Below are 17,100 nucleotides of genomic sequence, written 5' to 3' on the forward strand. Positions count from 1 at the left end.
GCCGGGCAGGGAACTCAGAAGAAGAAGAAACGTTTCTTCTTCTTGAGGTTTTCGCCGCCTGCGGCGCTGGCCTCGACCTGCGCGAGCTTGACCCGGGCGCGCTCGGCCACGGGGGAATCGGGGTAGGCGGTGATCGCCTCGTTGTAGAAGACGCGCGCGGCGGTGTAATTGCGGCGCTTGTGGAAATAGAAATCGCCGATGACGATTTTGCTCTCGGAGAGCACCTGTTTCATCTTGTCCAGGCCTTCGGCGGCCTTGGGAACGTTGGCATCGTTCGGGAAGAGGATGAGGAAATCCTCGAAATAGGTGATGGCTTCCTTGGTCGAACCCTGATCGTAGCGGGGACCGTCGACGAGCTGCGCGTGGGTTTGGGCGAGGCGGAGGTAGGCGTCGGGCGCGAGCAGGCTGTTGGGATAAAGATTGATCATGCGATCGAGCGAATCGATCGCCTCCTCGATGTCGCGTTGCTTGAGCTGGCCGCGCGCCTTGTTCATCAGCGCGAGCGGTGCGTAGTCGCTGTAGGGTGCGCTTTGGACGATGACCTCGAAATATTCGAGCGCGCGGGTGCGATTCTGGAAGCCGGGGATGATGCCCCAGTAGCGGTTGCGCGCGCCGTCGAGCAGGGCGCTGGCGATGCGGTATTCCTCGCCGATGATGTCGTTAAAGTGCTTGGTATTCGGATACGTCGCGATGGTCTGCGCGAAGGCCGTGAACGATTTGAAATACTGCTTGCGCAGCAGGTAGAGCTTGCCGGTGCGGTAGAGCGCCTCGGAAGCATAGGCGGACGACGGGTGCTTCTTCGTGACGCGCTTGTAGGACCGGAGGGCCGAGCCGATGCTGCCGCGTTCCTCCGCTTCGCGGGCGCGGTTCATCAACTCGAGGGCGTTGCGCGCGGCCGGGCCGGTGACGCCGGCGAGCACGCCCCCTTCAATCTGCCATCCGGTATCGGGATGCCAGACGACATCGGCACGGGCCGTGGCGGCGAAGAGCAGGCAGAGGCTGGAAAGGAAGAGCCAGAAGCGCGGGGCGCGTGCGGAATCGAAACGCATTTAGAAAGGGAATTACCAGCGAATCAGCGCGCTTGCGTAGGTCAAGCCCGCCCCAAACGCGACGAGGAGAGTGAGGTCCCCGGGCTTGATCCGGCCAGCGCGACGGGCCTCGTCGAGGGCGATCGGAATCGAGGCGGCGGAAGTGTTGCCGTAACGGTCCACGTTGACGAAGAACCGATCCATGGGCAGCTCGAGGTATTGCGAGATGGCTTCAATGATGCGCTGGTTCGCCTGATGCGGGATCACCAGCGCGATCTGATCCGCCGTCACGCCGTGTTGTTCCAGGATATCCCGGGCGGCTTCGTCCATCGCGCGCACCGCGAGTTTGAAGACTTCCCTGCCCTTCATCTTGATCACGCCGCCGGGAGTGGGGGTGGGATGCTGGGCGGAGCCGTTCACGCCGTGGCCGGTGGAAACGTAAAGCAGGTCGGCGCTTTCCCCGGACGCGCCGAGTTTCGCGCCGAGCAGACCGACGCCGGGGCGCTCGCTCAATCCGATCACTGCGGCGCCCGCGCCGTCGCCAAAGAGCACGCAGGTCGTGCGGTCCTGCCAGTCAAGGATGGTCGAAAGCTTCTCGACGCCGATCACCAGGGCGTGCCGATGGCGCCCCGAAGCGAGCATGGCGCACGCGGTGTCGAGCGCGTAGATGAAGCCGGAGCAAGCGGCGTTGAGGTCGAAGCAGGCGACGTCGGTCCGCAATCCGAGCTGATGCTGGATCAGACAGGCGGTCGCGGGCATCGCCATGTCGGGCGTGACGGTCGCGACGATCAACAGATCGATCTTCTCCGGGGCGAGCTTCGCGTCGGCGAGCGCGGCCTGCGCCGCTTTCAGGCCCATGTCGGAGGTTTTTTCATCCGGCGCGGCGATGCGTCGCTCGCGAATGCCGGTGCGGGTGCGGATCCATTCGTCGGACGTGTCGACCGTCAATGAAAGTTCGTCGTTGCTCAACACTCGGGCCGGAGCGTAGGCGCCGGTGCCGAGAATGACAGTGGAGGCGTTAGCCATGAGAATGGTCGCAGCGGTGCCGGAACGCGCAGCAGGCGCGTCAGGCCACGGGCACGGCGAGCAAATCGTTGGCGCGAGCGATGTCCGCCTCGATGTGCTGGTTCATGTCGGCGCGGATGATCTGGCCGGCGGCGTGGATCGCGCTCTTGATCGCGTGGCGATTGGACGAGCCGTGCGCCTTAAGGATGTTGCCGCGCAACCCGAGCAGCGGGGCGCCGCCATAGCGTTCGGGATTGATGCGCTCCTTCAACGCGGCGAAAGCGCCTTTCGAAAGCAGCGCGCCGGTCGCGCGCATCGGGTTCGCCTGCAACTCCTCGCGCAGCATCCCCGAGAAAAATTTCACGAGCGACTCCCAGCTCTTGAGCATGATGTTGCCGACGAAACCATCGCACACGACGACGTCCACATGCTCGGCAAACACATGAAACCCTTCGATTGGCCCGGCGTAATTGAGCAGGTCGCCGGTGCGGCGGAGCAGGTCGTTCGTCTCGGTGATGAGAGCGTTGCCCTTGCCCTCTTCGGTGCCGATCGTCATCAGGCCCACGCGGGGCGACTTCACGCCAAGCATCACGCGGCAGTAATGGCTGCCGAGGATCGCGTTGTGCACCAGGTGCTCCGGTTTCGCTTCGGGATTGGCGCCGGCATCGATCAGAATGAAATGACCGTTCTCGCGCGGGACGACCGCGGCGAGCGCGGGGCGGGCGACTCCGTCCATGGTGCGGAGGCGAAGCGTGCCCGCGGCCATCAAGGCGCCCGTGTTGCCGCAACTGACGACGACCTTGGCGGCGCCGTCCTTCACGAGCTCGATGGCGCGGACCATGGACGAGTCCTTTTTGCGCTTCAGCGCCATGATCGGCTTGTCCTCCATCGTCACGACCTCGGAGGCGTGATGCACGGAGACGTTGGCCCGATGAGCGAGCCCGGCGCGTTGCAGCAAGGGGTTCAGCACCCCTTTGTCGCCGACCAGCGTGATTGGGTTAAGCGACGGATACTGGCGCAACGCCAGACGGACGGCTTCTACCACCTCGGCGGGGCCGAGGTCGCCGCCCATGGCGTCGACTGCGATTCGCCCTGTTGCGCCCGAAGAGGTGACCATTCGTGGGAACGGTAAACCGTGGGGCTGGGGCGAGGTCAGACCTCGACGTTCAGAACCTGGCGACCGCGATACATCCCATTCTTCGGGTTCACGCGGTGAGGACGGAACAGACTGCCGTCCGTCGGATCTTTGGCGAATTCAGGAGCTTTGAAAGCGTTTGCGGCGCGGCGGTTGGCGCTGCGGCGTTTCGACTGCTTGCGTTTCGGATTGGCCATGGGAGAAAGTTTATTTGTGACAGCTGGCGCTCGCGGAGAAACGCCTGGTTTTAGAGTGAAAGGGTCGGAGTAAAGAGCGGCGTTTGGGGCCGTCAAGCGTCATCATTGTGACGCCGGACGCGGCGAGGCGAGCTTCGAGCGGACTAGAACCAGCCGGCGGCCGCCAGCCCCGACAACAAGGCGGCGAGCGCCAGGCGATAATAGGCGAACAGCGCCATCCCGTGACGTGACAGCCAGCCCACGAGGAACTTCACCGCGAGCGCGGCGGTGAGGGCCGCGACGATGCAGCCGAAAAGGAGGTGCGACCAGCCGAAGACCGCGATCATGGCACCGCCGCTCTTGTAGCTCTTGTAAACCGTCGCCGCCGTGAGCGTGACCAAGCCGAGGAGAAAACTGAACTCTGCGGAACGGCGCGGATCGAGACCGGCCAGGTAACCGCCGATGATTGTCATCATGGAGCGGCTGGTGCCCGGCCACAGGGCGACGCATTGCAGCAGGCCGATGTTGAGCGCCTGCCGCAGGGTCAATTCTGCGCCGGGATCGGCCGAAACGGATCGACGCGCGGCGTGACGCTTGCGCCAAGCTTCCGCCCACAAAATCAAGAACGCCCCGCCGACTTGGGCGGCGATGACTGCGCCGACCGAGAAGAGGTAAGTGTCGATCCAATCGTGCAACGCCAGGCCGATCACCGCCGCCGGGAGAAACGCGACGACCAGATTGCGCAGGAGTCGCGCGCCGGCTTCGTCGCGGCCGAACAAGCCCCGCAGGATCGAGAACACCTGCCGCCAATAAAGCAGCGCGACCGCGGCGATCGCGCCGAACTGGATCACGATCGTATAGGTGTCGGCGGCGAGCTTCACCGTGAGCGGCGTGCCTTGCGGATGTTTTTCGCTGGGCCGCACGTGCCAGCGGGTTTGTCCATCGGCGGTGACCAGCGGCGCGGGCGAATCGAGTTTCAGCGCACGGGACGCGACGATCAGGTGTCCGGTTGACGAAATGGGCAGATATTCCGAGACGCCTTCGATCGTGCCCAGGATCGCGGCGTCGGCGAGCGACAGCTCCGCGGCGGGCGCGTCCGCGGGAGGCCGGGCGTCCTGCAGTGCAGGTTGCGCGAGCGCAAGCGACGCGGTAAATGCGAGCGGGAGAAGGAGTCGGAGGCGCACGCGCGTCTGTTTCAATTTTCAGCCGGCGGAGCAAATGTATTTGCCGGCGGCTCCTCCCGGTATTTGTCAGCGGGTGTCCTCGCGTGCGCAGTTCGGACTTTATATGCGGCGGAGACGGTGTTTTCTCGAATTGCCACATGCCTCCCCTGACCGAACTCACCGCCTCGCTTTCCGCCGGACAAGACCTGACCCCTGCCGAGGTGGAGGCCGCGGCGGCGGCCTTGTCGGCGGCGGCCGACCCGGACGAGGTGAAGGCCGCGTTCCTCACCGCGCTGGCGACGAAGGGCGAAACCGCGGAGGAGGTGGCGGCGTTTGCGCGCGCCTTCCGCGATCGCGCCATCAATCCCGGGGTCGAGCGCTGGGCGGCCGACGCGATCGACATTGTCGGCACCGGCGGCGATCACGCGGGCGGGTTCAATATTTCGAGCCTCGTGGTGCTCGTGCTGGCGAGCGCGGGCGTGACGGTAATGAAGCACGGCAACCGCGGCGTCACTTCGAAGTCCGGCAGCGCCGACCTGCTTGCGGCGATGGGCGTCGACCTCGATGCGCCTCCGGCAAAACTCCATCGCGCGCTCGACGAGCTCGGCTACGTCTTCTTTTTCGCGCCGGCGTATCATCCGGCCTTCAAACATATCGCGGGGGTTCGCAAAACCCTCGCCGCGCGCGGGCAGCGGACGGTGTTCAACATCCTCGGACCGCTGATCAACCCTGGTCGCCCGGCGCATGTCGTGCTCGGCGTGTTTTCTCCGGCCTGGGTGGCGAAGCTGGCCGATGCGATGCACGAACTCGGCGCGACGGCCGGTCTCGCGGCGCACGGCGTCATCGACGCGCAGCGCGGCATCGACGAACTCACGACCGCAACCCGGAACCGCGTGCGCGGCTTCGGCCGGTTGCGGCATATCGACGCGGATTGGAACGGCACCGATTTCGGCCTGCCGGCGGCACCGTTTTCGGAACTGCAGGGGGGCGATGTCGCCGCCAACCTCGCACTCGCCGAGGCCGTGCTGGCCGGACGCGCGCCCGGCGGGCTGGTCGATACGATCGTGCTCAATGCGGCCATCGGCCTGTGGGTGGCCGGAAAAACGGCGAACGTGCGCGAGGGCATCGCGCCGGCGCGCGAGCTGCTCCTTGGCGGCGCCGTCGAGAAGAAGATTGCCGACACCCGGGAGTTCTACCGGTCGTGAACGGCGGCCCAGCGTCGGCCGCGAGGCGTGGCGACGAACTCGGGCGGGAGCGACCCGGCGGATACCTTTTCCAGCAAACATGAAACGTCAGTATTTCGGCACGGATGGCGTGCGCGGCCCGTATGGCGGCCCGGTGATCAACGAAGCGTTTGCCGAGCGGCTCGGTCGCGCGGCGGCCGCGTGGATGCCGGGCGGCGGCACGGTCTTGATCGGACGCGACACCCGTAGCTCTGGCCCCGCGCTCGAAAAAGCGCTGGCGCGCGGCCTGCGGGCCGGCGGGGCGGATCCGGTTTCGCTCGGCGTCGTCCCGACGCCTGCCGTCGCCCGCGCGGTGGTGAACGAAAAGGCGGCGCTGGGCATCGTGATCACGGCGTCGCACAATCCGGCCGCGGACAACGGCATCAAATTTTTCGGGCCGCGCGGCCTCAAGCTCACCGACGAGGACGAGGCGGCGATCGAAGCCAGGCTCCCGGCGACCCTGCCGCACGAGGAGCCGGTCCAGGCGCTGCCGACGCTGGCCGGCGCCGCGGACAATTACATGACCCGCGTGAAAGCCATTCTGCCCGATCGCAGTCTCGCGGGTTGGCGCATCGTGCTCGACACGGCCAACGGAGCGACGTGCGCGACCAGTCCGCTGGTGCTGCGGGCACTCGGCGCGGAAGTGACCGGGATCGGCGACATTCCCACCGGCGAAAACATCAACGCCGGCGTGGGCAGCGAACACCCCGGGCCACTGGCCGCGAAAGTGCGGTCGCTCGGCGCCTGCGTCGGCATCGCGCACGATGGCGACGGCGATCGTTGCGTATTGTGCGACGAGACGGGCAGCGTGCTCGATGGCGACGAGATGATGACGATCGTGGCGACGCATGCGCTGCGAACCGGCGCGCTGCCGAAATCGACGCTCGTGGTCACGGTGCAGAGCAATCTCGGCGTCGACGCGGCGATCCGCGCCGCCGGCGGGCGCGTGTTTCGCACCGCGGTCGGCGATCGCTATGTGATTCAGGGCATGCTCGCCGAAGGAGCGCTGCTCGGCGGCGAATCGAGCGGACATCTCATCTGCGCCGACATTTCGCCCACGGGCGACGGGCTCGTGGCCGCGTTGAAAGTGCTCGAAGTGATGCTGGCGACGGGCCGGCCGTTGTCGGAACTGCGTCGCAGCCTGCGAAAATTTCCGCAGCTCACCGCGGCGCTGAAGGTGAAGGAAAAAATCCCGGTCGAGCGTCTCCCCGGCCTGACCGCGGCGATCCGTGACCTGGAAACCGAACTGGGTGAAACCGGTCGCGTGCTGGTGCGCTATTCCGGCACCGAGGCGAAACTGCGGCTGCTGGTGGAAGGTCCGTCCGACGCGATCGTGCGGGCCGGACTGCAGCGGCTCGACGCGGCGGTCCGTGCCGAGCTGCAGGTTCTCTGAACGGTCGCGCGTCTACTCGCGGAATTCGTCGTAGGCCGGTTTGGCGGCGAGCGACGCCGCGCGGACCTGCAGGTCTTCCTCGCGCTGTTCGAGCGCGATTTCCTTTTCCTGCTGCTCCTGCACTTTCGCGAACAGGCGCGTTTCGCTTTCCTCGAGAAACTTTTCCCGCTCGCGCAGCGCCTGCCGCGATTCGCGGAGCGTCGCTTCCTGCCGGTCGAGTTCCTCTTTCAACTGATACAAGGCCTCGGCTTCGCGGTGGGTGACGACGTGGCGGCCCTCGTTTCGCCGGGCCTGGGCGGAGGCAAACAACGCTTCACGGGCGCGCAGGAGCGCCTCCGACTCGGCGAGGTCGCGCAGCCGCTCGGCCAGGCGCGCTTCGGCTTCGGTGACGGTGCGTTCGCGCTCGACCAGGCCCTGTTCCATCTGGCGGAGCAGCCGCTCGGCGTCCGCCACGGAGGGTGCGGGAAAACGCGGCCCCCAATCGGCCGGCGGGGCGGTGCGCTGGCGTCGTGGAAGTTCCAATACGGGAGCCGGCGGGAAGCGGGTCGGGAACGGTGGCGCGGTGCGGGAATGCGGGGCGGACATGGTTTCCGGAGGTTGAGGTGGACGTGAAACTCAGCGTTTGAACCAGCGCGCGAGGCCGGACCAGCGGCCGGGCTTGGTCGTGTAGTCGCCCAAATGCGGGATCAGCAGGCGCGTGATCGTGTCGGCGAACGCGCGGTCTTCGAGGACCGAGAGCTGGCGGGGTAGAAACTCGCGGTCGGTCTTCACTTCGCGCTGCCAGTCTGCGAATTCCTCCGCGAACCAGGCGACCGCACGCGCGGTGTTGTCGACCGGCTCGGAACTGGCGGCGGCGTGCGCGAGCGACTCCGGCAGATGCAGCCCGCTGGAACCGGGCCGGTAGGGCAGCAGCTCGGCGAGCGTCTTTTCGTCGAAGTTCGCGAGCGCGTTGAGCAGGCGTTTCAGGTCGCCGCCGACGATCACGCCCTGCGAAAGCCGCTGCGCCAGGAGCGCGAACTGGCCGAGGGTCTCGATTTCCTCGAGCAGGCAGAGATCGCGCGCGGGGGCGTCGAGCGCGCAGAGCGCGATCGGAAAATCGTCGGGAATGCCGGCGCGCGCGAGGGCGCGGAGGTGCGGATTGTCGCGCTCGGCAAACGCCTCCGTCTGCTGCACCATTTCCCCGAACGGCTGGTCGAACGCGAGGGTCTCGCGCAGGATCTGGAGCAGCAGTTCGGCGGCGTTGGGATGACCGCGCGCCTGGAATTCGAGGCAGAGCTCCTCGTAGGTAAAATCCAGATACGCGGAGGGCGTTTCCGCGCAGGATTTGAGCGGCCAGTCGAGGCCGTCGAGATTCTGGGCGAGGCTCGGGAGCGAGGTTTCCACCATCAGCGACGACGCGAACGCGGCGCGCAGACGGTCCCACTCCTGGGCGAGGGCGGCGGGTGTGGTCGGGGAGTTCATAGGAGGGAAGGGGTCAATCGACGACCACCGACGGATGCCGCGTGCCGGTGGACGGGCGCGGGAACGGCGAACGGGTCGTGCGCGACGGCGCGGGGGAACGCCGGTCGGCGGCGGATTCGATCTGCGCGCCGTGGCGGACGAGCTCCTCGGCGAGCTTGCGATAGTCGGTCACGACGTTGTCGGCATCGGGCGCGGCGTTGGCGTCCTGCGCGACGAGGTTGACCGGCAGTCCGAGCGTGACGGCGCGGCGGACGATCATCGCGTCGCGGATCTGCGTATCGAAGATCCTGGCGCTCGGGGCGACGCGGCGCGCGGATTTGAACTGGTTCAGCCGGAGCTGCATTCGCATCCGCGGGACCTCGATGTCGCTGCCGGTCTTGATCGCGTTCATGATCACGCCCTGGACCTGCGCCGGCGGACCCATGTCGGCGCGGCGGAAGCTGGCGGAAAGTGCGTGGAAGCGCTGCAGCTTCTCGATCAGCAACGTGAAACCGATCAGGCTCAACGCGTCCGGGTTCGCGGGGACGTAGATTTCGTGCGACGCAAACACACCGCACTGCGACGCGCGCAGGATGTTGGGCGGGCAGTCGAAGAGGATGAAATCGTAATCGCGTTCGACGACGGCGAGCTGCTCCTGGAACAGCAGATACGACGGACGCTTCGGATCGCCGCGGTATTCGCCCTCGAGGTCCACGAGGTTGAAGGTGGTCGGCACGAGATCGAGTCCGGGCAAGAGCTTCTCGCCGGATTTGCCCTCGAGGACGTCGCGGATGATGAGGTCTTTTACGTGCGCGCGGCCGGGATCGAAGATGGAAAAGATGTGGCCGGCGTCGTCGGCGTTGAGCTTGTTCCAGCGCTCGAGCCGCATGAGCCAGATGGAGGCGTTGGACTGCGTGTCGAAATCGAACAGCAGGACGCGGTGGCCGAGGCGCGCGAGGCACGCGGCGGTGTTGACGATCAGGGAGGTTTTGCCGACTCCGCCCTTGTAGTTGAGAAAGGAAATTTTCCGAGGCATGCGTGGCTGCCGGGTTGAACGCGTGGACGATGCGAACGGCTTTCCTCCTGCGGCCCGATCGCAACCGGCGCGAGGGCGAAAGGCGCCGGCGCCCGGCTTTTACGGTTTCTTGGTAAAGAAACGGTAAGTCTTTCGCGCGGCGAAACCTGTAGTGGAAAAGTTACGACGAAAGCGGGGGCAAACGCGCGCCTTGCTCCGCGCCGGAGGTTGGGCCATTCAGGCGCGCATGACGAATTCCGGTCACGCCGCGGGACTGGCTCCGTCCGGCGCGCGCGGCGCCGGCGGGGGCTTGTCGCCGTCGCGGGTTTACTGGACGGCGTTCATCGGGCTCTTCTTCGATTACTACGACCTGTATCTGTTCGTGTATCTGGAGAAGGTGCTCGCGGCGCATTTCGGATTGAGCGTCGCGGAGAGCAATGCGCTCCAATTCACGGGCCTCGCGGGCGTCGGCCTGGGGGCGCTGGCGTTTGGCTTTCTCGCGGATCGCTTCGGCCGTGGGCGGATGATGCTGGTGGTCTTCGGCGTGTATGTGCTCGGCATCGGCGGATTGAGCGTCGCGTGGGATTTCGGCAGCGTGCTCGCGTTTCGGCTCGTGGCGTCGCTCGCGCTCGGCGCCGAGTGGGGCATCAGCCATGCGTTCATGAGCGAAAACGTCGGTCCGGAGCGCCGCTATCGTTATGCGGCGTGGCTGCAGTTTTCCATTCTCGGCGGACTGCTGGCGGCGCTGGCCACGCGTTATGTGTTGCCGGAGATCGGCTGGCGCTGGCTGTTCGCGGGGTCGCTCGTGCCGATCGTTGCGCTGTCGGCGGCGCGGTGGCGGTTTCTCGTCGGAGATCGGAAATCGGAGCTCGAAGATCGGAGATCGGAGATCGGGGGGCGCGGGGCGGAGATCGGACGAAATACGAAACTGGTCGGGCCGTTTTTGCGGTGTCTCGGGATCGCGAGCCTCACGATCGCGAGCGGGACGGTGAACGTGTTTTTTGCGAAGGAGCTGCCGCAGTCGCCGCTCTACACCGTGCTGTTCTGGGCCAACGTCGCACCGGGAATGCTGCTCGGCGCGTGGGTCGTGCGACGGCTGGGCGTGCGCCGCGCGCTGATCGGCTACGCGGTGGCGTTGCTGGCGCTGTCGGCGTTTGCGTGGACGAGCGAATGGGACGGCCGGAAGCTGGCGTTCGCGCTGGTGCTGCCGTTGTTGAACGGCGTGCCGTTCGGTCTGATGGGCGCGTATTTCAACGAGGTGTTCGCACGCTATCGCACGATGCTGTCCGGCGGCGCGTATAATCTCGGACGCATCCTCGCGGGGTTTTCGCCGGTGCTGGTGACCGCGCTCGGATTGCACACCGGCGGGCACTATTTTCTGTTCACGGCGGCGATCGCTGCGGGCGTGCTGGTGATCGGCTGGGGAATGGCGGCCGAGGAGCGCTGAGCTGCGCTTACACGCGGAAGATGGCGCCGAGTTTCTTGCCGAGCAGCACGCTCAAACCGGCAATCGTGATACCGAGAAACACCATGGCCCAGACGCCGAGCGCGCTCGCGAGGAACTTGCCGTCGCCGAGCAGTTGGAAGAGTTCCATGATCGCTTTCGTGATCGGGTAGAACGCCTGCTTTTGCGCGAGGATGAGCGAGTCGCTGACCTCGAGCATGGCGAACGCAAACGCGAGCAGGCCGCCGGCGATGAGGTTGGCGGCGATGAGCGGCAGAGTCACGCGCGCGACGGCCTTGAGCGGCGGACAGCCGAGATTCTGCGCGGCTTCCTCGAGGGTCTCGCTCGTTTGTTGAAAGCCCGCCGCCGCGGCGCGCACGACGTAAGGCAGGCGGCGGATCGAGTAGGCGACGATCAGGAGAAAGGTCGGGTTTTCGACGGGATTGAGAAACGCGAACAGCCGGCCTTCCTGCGACATCGCGAGGTAACCGAACGCGAGCACGAGTCCCGGCACCGCCAGCGGCAGCATCGCGAGAAAATCGAGCAGCTGCCGGCCGGCGATTTTCGAACGCACGACCACATACGCGATCGCGATCCCGAGCACGACGTCGACGATCGTCGAGATGCTGGCGAACTTCAGGCTGTTCGCGATCGAGCTGACGGTGAGATCGTGACTCAGCGCGAGCTGGAAGTTTTCCAGCGTGTAATTCTGCGGCAGCACGGAGCCATACCACTCGCGGGAAAACGCGACCAGGATCACGCCGAGATGCGGGATGACCGCGAGCAGCGTGACGCCGCCAAACGCCGCCGTGCACAGCAGCGCCCAGCCGCGGGGCAGCGAGCGCGGACCGGCGGAGCTGGTGGCCTTGGCCATCATCGCGTAGCTGTTGCGTCCGAAGATGCCCTTCCCGAGCGCGTAGAGTGCGACCGAGCTGGCGAGCATCACGGCAACGAGCGCGTAGGGAAACGGATTCCCTCCGATGTCGCGCAAGCCGTAATAGATCTGCACGCTAGTCACCTGCGCATAATCGAAGATCAGCGGCGTGCCGAGCTCCGTGAACGACCAGATGAAGACGATCGTGCCGCCGGCGAACAGGCCGGGCTTGATCAGCGGCAGCGTGATTTTCATGAAGCGCCGCAGGCCGGTGCAGCCGAGGTTCTGCGCGGCCTCCTCCATCGCGGGATCGATGTTGGCCAGCGCCGCGACGGCGTTGAGATAAATGATGGGATAAAGCGACAATGCCTGCACGACTGCGACGCCCCAGAACTGGCTGACCGCGAACCAGTCGAACGCCCAACCCTCCGGCCGCAGACCGAGCGCGATGAGCAGGGAATTGAACGCGCCGTATTGTCCAAAGATCTGCTTGATGCCGATCGCGCCGACAAAGGGTGGCAGGATCATCGGAATCAGCACGAGCGAGCTGAGGAGGTTCTTGCCGGGAAACAGGAACCGGTCGCTGATCGTCGCGAGCGGCAGTGCGATCAGCAACGCGAGGCAGGTCGTCGCGCATGCGAGCAGGAAGGAGTTGCGCAACGCGGTGAGATAAACGGGGTCCGCCAGCAACGCGGTCACATACGCGAAGGTCAGCCGGCCGTCGGCGTCGATGAAGCCGCCCTTCAAAATCTGCAGGATCGGCCAGAGAAAAAACGCGCCGAAGAATGCGATCGTGACCACGAGGATCGTGCGGGCGAAGGACTGCGACATCGGCGGGAGAGTGGCGGGAGCGAAGGAGGTCCGGCAAGAAAAGTCCGGCACTGTGGCCCGGCGTGGGGTTTGGGCTGGCGACCGGTGCCGTTCTCCGCTTGTGACAGCGTGGGCATGCAAATCCGGTCATCGCAATGTCTGCCGGTAATCTGGCTCTGGTTCGCCTGTGCGGCGCTGCCGCTGGACGCCGCGGCGCAAGCCACCGAGTCCGCCGGAACCGTCGGCGTGAGACGCGCGATGATCGAGGTGGATGTGTTGAGCTTCGCGCACGATCACGACCGCGGGAGCGGCGAGAGGAGGGAAACTTGGAACGTCGCGGCGACGATCCTGAGCGTCGGCTTGCGCGCCGATCTCGATGCGCAGATTCAGTTCGACGTTTTCAATCACGAGCGAATCGAGGCGGTCGGATTGCGCGAATTTCATTCGGGGCACGGCGACGTGAGCCTGCGCGCGAAATGGGCGGTGTGGCAGGACGAACGCTGGGGTGCGTTGAGCCTGATTCCCTACGTGAAGTTGCCGACGAAAAATCCGAACGGAAACAACCACGTCGAAGGCGGCATCATTGTGCCATGGGCGAGCTCGCGTCGGGAGGGATGGATTCCCGGCGCGATGATTCAAGCCGATGTAATTCGTCGCGACACCGGCGACGGCTACACGTCGCAGTGGCTCGCGTCGGGCTTCGCGGAACACGCGTTGGGACGCGGTTGGACGATCTACGGCGAGGCGCTGGTCGAAACGGAACGCGGCTGGATGGACGCCGCCTTTACCGCCGGAGCGGGAGTTCGCTGGGCGTGGTCGGACCGGATCGAACTCGATTGGGAAACGCTCCGCGGCGTCAGCCGGCGCGCGACGGATTGGACGCAGGTTTTGCGGCTGACGGCGACGTGGTGACGCGTCTCGCCGGCGTGAGCCTTATTTCAGCGGTTCGACGAGAATCTTGCCGGCGGCAGCGAGGCTCAGCGGCGTGGAAGGTCCGGAGCTTCGTTTGAGGGTCACGAGACTAGCGGCGAGATTACGATCCGCGACTCGCACGCTCGCGCCGGGCAACAGGCCATGTTGTTCGGCAAACTGGAGGAACTCCGCCGACTGGTCGGTGATGCGCACGATCCGCAGCGGTTTGGCGACGAGGCAGGTCGCGAGCGTCGCATAAACCTGGGAGCTCAGCTTGCCCTGGGCGCTGGGAATCGGATCGCCGTGCGGATCGGTCGACGGGCGGCCGAGCAACGCGTCGAGCCGGTCGAGGACGTCGTCAGAAATCGCGTGTTCAAGCTGCTCGGCCTCCATGTGGACGCTGGCCCAGTCCATTTTCAGGACGTTGACCAGAAACGTCTCCACCAACCGGTGACGACGGATGACGCTCAGCGCCAGCAGCCGGCCCTTTTCGGTCAGGCGGACGCCCTGACGCGGCCGGTGCTCGACGAATTTCTCGCTGGCGAGGGCTTTCACCATCGTGGTCACCGTGCCCGGCACCACCTCGAGGGACGCCGCCAGGGCACCCATGGACACGAGGCCGTCCGTCTCCTCGGCGAGCAGCAGGATGTGTTTCAAATAATTCTCGACCGTGATCGAGGCCATGTCGGAACCGATAACGTGCTCCGTGTTCGAGGCAATCAAACGTTTGTCTTTGACTAATCAAAATAACGCCTTTGGCTCCCCGTCGCTTTATGCTGGTTCTCAATTCGCGCTCGCTCGGGAATGTGCGGCGCCGCCCTCGCCGTTGGTGGGGCGGGCTGGTGGCGCTGCCCCTGCTGATGGCCGCGGAGGTCGAGGGCGGACGCCCGGACGGGATGGGCCGGGCGGCCGCGGCGAAGCCGGGACTGCGCGAGATGACGACCGATCGCCCGGATGCGACGGAAAGTCCGTTCACGATCGATCCAGGACATGTGCAGTTGGAGATGGATTTTGCGCGTTACGGTCGCGATCGGAACGCGGGTCGGAAAGCGGAGGTGTGGGAGGCGGCGTCGTTCAACGTGCGCGTCGGTCTCGCGCCACAGTGGGAGGCCGGCGTGTTCATCGTGCCGTTCCAGAGCGAAAGGGAAACGGCGGTCGGACGGCGCGAGCGAAGGAGTGGTTTCGGGGATATGGTGCTGCGCGCGAAATGGAACGCGCGTGGGAGTGACGGCGGCGATTTCGGGCTCGGGATCATCGCGGATGTGAAACTGCCGACCGCGGCCGAGGATTTAGCCAATGGAAAAATCGAAGGAGGCCTGACGCTGCCGGTCGCGTTTCCGCTAGCCGGCAACTGGAGTGGCGGGGCGATGACCTCGGTGCAGGCGGTCTACCACGAAGCCGGCGGCTATCGCGCGGTGTGGCACAACACGGTCACCGCCGGTCGGGGGCTGGCCCGGAACTGGGGTGGGTTTCTGGAGCTGACCTCCTCGACGGGAGACGGCCGTCACGTGGCGACGTTCAACTGCGGCGTCACGCGTCGCATCGATTCTGATACACAATGGGATGCCGGGGTGAACTTCGGGCTGAGCCGCGCCGCGGAGGATGCCGTCGTGTTCTCGGGACTCTCGCGGCGCTTCTAGAACTTATGAACACACGATGCCAGTCGATGGGACGGAGATGGTGGCGGTTGACGATCCTGGGGGTTGCGGCGTTCGTCGGCCTTGTCGTCGTCACGGCTGAGGCGGCCCCAAAAAAGCGGGTGGTCACGACCTTCACGATCATCCAGGACATGGCGCAGAACGTTGCGGGAGACGCGGCGATCGTCGAATCGATCACGAAGCCCGGCGCGGAGATTCACGGTTATGAACCGACTCCGCAGGATATCGTGAAGGCGCAAAAGGCGGACCTGGTGTTGTGGAACGGACTCAATCTCGAACGCTGGTTCGCGCGGTTTTTCCGCAACTTGAAAAACGTGCCGGGCGCGGTGGTCAGCGACGGCATCGAGCCGATCGGGATCGCCGAAGGGCCCTACACGGGAAAACCGAATCCGCACGCATGGATGTCGCCGGGGAATGCGCGGATCTATGTCGAAAACATCCGCCAGGCGCTCGTCGCGGTGGATCCGGAGAACGAGGCAACCTACAACGCCAACGCCGCGGCCTACGCGGCCCGGTTTGCGCAACTCGAGGAGACCGTGCGTGCCGAGCTGGCGCGGATCCCGGCCGAGCAGCGCTGGCTCGTGACGAGCGAGGGGGCGTTCCCGTATCTGGCGCGAAGTTTCGGGTTGAAGGAGCTTTTTCTGTGGGCGGTGAACGCGGACCAGCAGGGCACGCCGCAGCAGGTGAGAAAGGTGATCGATGCCGTGCGAGAAAACCGGATACCGGTTGTCTTCAGCGAGAGCACGATCAGCGACAAGCCGGCCCGACAGGTCGCGGCGGAAACGGGTGCGCGTTACGGGGGCGTTCTGTATGTGGATTCGCTCACGACGCCGGACGACGCGGCGCCGACTTATCTGCAGCTGATGGAGTATAACGCGCGCACGATCGTGAAAGGACTGAGGGGCGAATGAACGCAGCGGATTTCAAACTCGATCTCGCGGTCGACGGCGTGACGGTGGCGTATCCGAACGGCCATCGCGCGCTGCACGACGCAACCTTCCGGCTCGAATCGGGCACGATTTGCGGACTGGTCGGCGTCAACGGCAGCGGCAAGTCGACGCTGTTCAAGTCGATCATGGGTCTGCTGCGTCCGGGCGCGGGCGCGGTGCGCGTCGGCGGCAAGCCGGTCGGCGTCGCCTTGAAGGAAAACCTCATCGCGTATGTGCCGCAGGCGGAGGAGGTCGACTGGACGTTTCCGGTGAGCGTCTGGGATGTCGTGATGATGGGACGCTACGGCTACATGAATTTTCTGCGGATTCCGCGGGCGGAGGATCGGCGGGCGGTGGAGGAAAGCCTGGCGCGCGTCGGTTTGTGGGAGCTGCGCGAACGGCAGATCGGCGAGCTCTCGGGCGGTCAGCGCAAACGTGTGTTTCTCGCGCGAGCGCTGGCGCAGCGCGGACGCATCATTCTGCTCGACGAGCCGTTCACGGGCGTCGATGTGAAGACCGAGGTCGCGATCGTCGCGCTTCTGCGCGAACTCCGCGCCGAGGGACGCATCATGCTCGTGTCGACGCACAACCTGGGATCCGTGCCGGAGTTTTGCGACCAGGTGGTGTTGATCAATCGCACCGTGCTCGCGGCGGGGCCGACGGCGGACGTGTTCACGCAGGAGAACCTGAGCCGCGCGTTCGGCGGGGTGTTGCGGCATTTCCGTTTCGATGAATCCACCGTGCAGAAACACGACGGCCGCGCAGTGACGCTGCTGAGCGACGACGAGCGGCCCCTGGTTTTGGGAAAAGACGGGCACGTCGAATTCAGCGAGCGGCGTGGACGCGAGGACGTGCTGCGCGAGCGAGCGGAAGACGACCGCGATACGTGAGCGTG

General features: G+C 65.6%; 17 protein-coding genes. 7 read left to right on the forward strand and 10 right to left on the reverse strand.

Annotated features, from left to right (window positions below):
- Positions 1-14: 14 nt before the first annotated feature.
- The 5 genes from bamD to AC6RV7_RS08925 all read right to left on the reverse strand — a co-directional run bounded on the left by bamD (position 15) and on the right by AC6RV7_RS08925 (position 4,528).
- The gene (gene bamD / locus AC6RV7_RS08905) at positions 15-1,049 is read right to left on the reverse strand and encodes an outer membrane protein assembly factor BamD (protein WP_500093620.1); all 1,035 of its coding nucleotides are present in this window, start codon (positions 1,047-1,049) and stop codon (positions 15-17) included.
- Between the two features lie 12 nt (positions 1,050-1,061).
- Positions 1,062-2,054: a beta-ketoacyl-ACP synthase III gene (locus AC6RV7_RS08910; protein WP_500093621.1), complete on the reverse strand. Its 993-nt coding sequence runs from the start codon at positions 2,052-2,054 to the stop codon at positions 1,062-1,064.
- A 40-nt stretch (positions 2,055-2,094) separates the two neighbouring features.
- Positions 2,095-3,150 carry a phosphate acyltransferase PlsX gene (plsX, locus tag AC6RV7_RS08915; RefSeq protein ID WP_500093622.1) on the reverse strand — a complete coding sequence of 352 codons (1,056 nt, stop codon included), beginning with the start codon at positions 3,148-3,150 and terminating at the stop codon, positions 2,095-2,097.
- A gap of 35 nt (positions 3,151-3,185) precedes the next feature.
- On the reverse strand, positions 3,186-3,365 hold the full coding sequence (rpmF, locus tag AC6RV7_RS08920; RefSeq protein WP_500093623.1) for a 50S ribosomal protein L32: 180 nt from the start codon (positions 3,363-3,365) through the stop codon (positions 3,186-3,188).
- Between the two features lie 143 nt (positions 3,366-3,508).
- Positions 3,509-4,528 carry an undecaprenyl-diphosphate phosphatase gene (locus AC6RV7_RS08925; protein ID WP_500093624.1) on the reverse strand — a complete coding sequence of 340 codons (1,020 nt, stop codon included), beginning with the start codon at positions 4,526-4,528 and terminating at the stop codon, positions 3,509-3,511.
- A 137-nt stretch (positions 4,529-4,665) separates the two neighbouring features.
- Here AC6RV7_RS08925 and trpD point away from each other — a divergent pair, with 137 nt between their 5' ends.
- Together trpD and AC6RV7_RS08935 are read left to right on the forward strand one after the other, a co-directional pair.
- Entirely contained in the window at positions 4,666-5,712 is a 1,047-nt protein-coding gene (gene trpD, locus AC6RV7_RS08930) for an anthranilate phosphoribosyltransferase (protein WP_500093625.1), read from the forward strand.
- Positions 5,713-5,791: 79 nt separating this feature from the next.
- Positions 5,792-7,123 (forward strand): phosphohexomutase domain-containing protein, encoded by a 1,332-nt coding sequence (locus tag AC6RV7_RS08935; RefSeq protein ID WP_500093626.1) that lies wholly within the window; start codon positions 5,792-5,794, stop codon positions 7,121-7,123.
- A 12-nt stretch (positions 7,124-7,135) separates the two neighbouring features.
- On the opposite strand, the gene AC6RV7_RS08940 is transcribed toward AC6RV7_RS08935, so the two are convergent.
- The 3 genes from AC6RV7_RS08940 to AC6RV7_RS08950 are packed head-to-tail and all read right to left on the reverse strand — an operon-like array spanning position 7,136 to position 9,599.
- Entirely contained in the window at positions 7,136-7,708 is a 573-nt protein-coding gene (locus AC6RV7_RS08940) for a hypothetical protein (RefSeq protein ID WP_500093627.1), read from the reverse strand.
- A gap of 30 nt (positions 7,709-7,738) precedes the next feature.
- Positions 7,739-8,584, reverse strand: coding sequence for a hypothetical protein (locus AC6RV7_RS08945; protein WP_500093628.1), 846 nt, complete (start codon positions 8,582-8,584; stop codon positions 7,739-7,741).
- Between the two features lie 13 nt (positions 8,585-8,597).
- Positions 8,598-9,599 carry a ParA family protein gene (locus tag AC6RV7_RS08950; protein ID WP_500093629.1) on the reverse strand — a complete coding sequence of 334 codons (1,002 nt, stop codon included), beginning with the start codon at positions 9,597-9,599 and terminating at the stop codon, positions 8,598-8,600.
- 226 nt (positions 9,600-9,825) lie between these two features.
- On the opposite strand from AC6RV7_RS08950, the gene AC6RV7_RS08955 reads away from it, so the two are divergent.
- Positions 9,826-11,025 carry an MFS transporter gene (locus AC6RV7_RS08955; protein ID WP_500093630.1) on the forward strand — a complete coding sequence of 400 codons (1,200 nt, stop codon included), beginning with the start codon at positions 9,826-9,828 and terminating at the stop codon, positions 11,023-11,025.
- A gap of 7 nt (positions 11,026-11,032) precedes the next feature.
- On the opposite strand, the gene AC6RV7_RS08960 is transcribed toward AC6RV7_RS08955, so the two are convergent.
- Positions 11,033-12,727 carry an ABC transporter permease gene (locus tag AC6RV7_RS08960; protein WP_500093631.1) on the reverse strand — a complete coding sequence of 565 codons (1,695 nt, stop codon included), beginning with the start codon at positions 12,725-12,727 and terminating at the stop codon, positions 11,033-11,035.
- A 114-nt stretch (positions 12,728-12,841) separates the two neighbouring features.
- On the opposite strand from AC6RV7_RS08960, the gene AC6RV7_RS08965 reads away from it, so the two are divergent.
- Positions 12,842-13,618, forward strand: a complete 777-nt coding sequence (locus AC6RV7_RS08965; protein WP_500093632.1) for a transporter — start codon at positions 12,842-12,844, stop codon at positions 13,616-13,618.
- A gap of 21 nt (positions 13,619-13,639) precedes the next feature.
- Here the strand turns inward: AC6RV7_RS08965 and AC6RV7_RS08970 are convergent, their stop codons facing one another.
- The gene (locus tag AC6RV7_RS08970; RefSeq protein WP_500093633.1) at positions 13,640-14,302 is read right to left on the reverse strand and encodes a metal-dependent transcriptional regulator; all 663 of its coding nucleotides are present in this window, start codon (positions 14,300-14,302) and stop codon (positions 13,640-13,642) included.
- A gap of 89 nt (positions 14,303-14,391) precedes the next feature.
- On the opposite strand from AC6RV7_RS08970, the gene AC6RV7_RS08975 reads away from it, so the two are divergent.
- The 3 genes from AC6RV7_RS08975 to AC6RV7_RS08985 are packed head-to-tail and all read left to right on the forward strand — an operon-like array spanning position 14,392 to position 17,095.
- Entirely contained in the window at positions 14,392-15,258 is an 867-nt protein-coding gene (locus AC6RV7_RS08975) for a transporter (RefSeq protein ID WP_500093634.1), read from the forward strand.
- A 5-nt stretch (positions 15,259-15,263) separates the two neighbouring features.
- The gene (locus tag AC6RV7_RS08980; protein WP_500093635.1) at positions 15,264-16,187 is read left to right on the forward strand and encodes a metal ABC transporter substrate-binding protein; all 924 of its coding nucleotides are present in this window, start codon (positions 15,264-15,266) and stop codon (positions 16,185-16,187) included.
- Entirely contained in the window at positions 16,184-17,095 is a 912-nt protein-coding gene (locus AC6RV7_RS08985) for an ATP-binding cassette domain-containing protein (RefSeq protein WP_500093636.1), read from the forward strand. The genes AC6RV7_RS08980 and AC6RV7_RS08985 overlap by 4 nt, the downstream gene beginning before the upstream one ends.
- Positions 17,096-17,100: the final 5 nt, after the last annotated feature.

The organism is Opitutus sp. sgz309028, assembly GCF_059821195.1.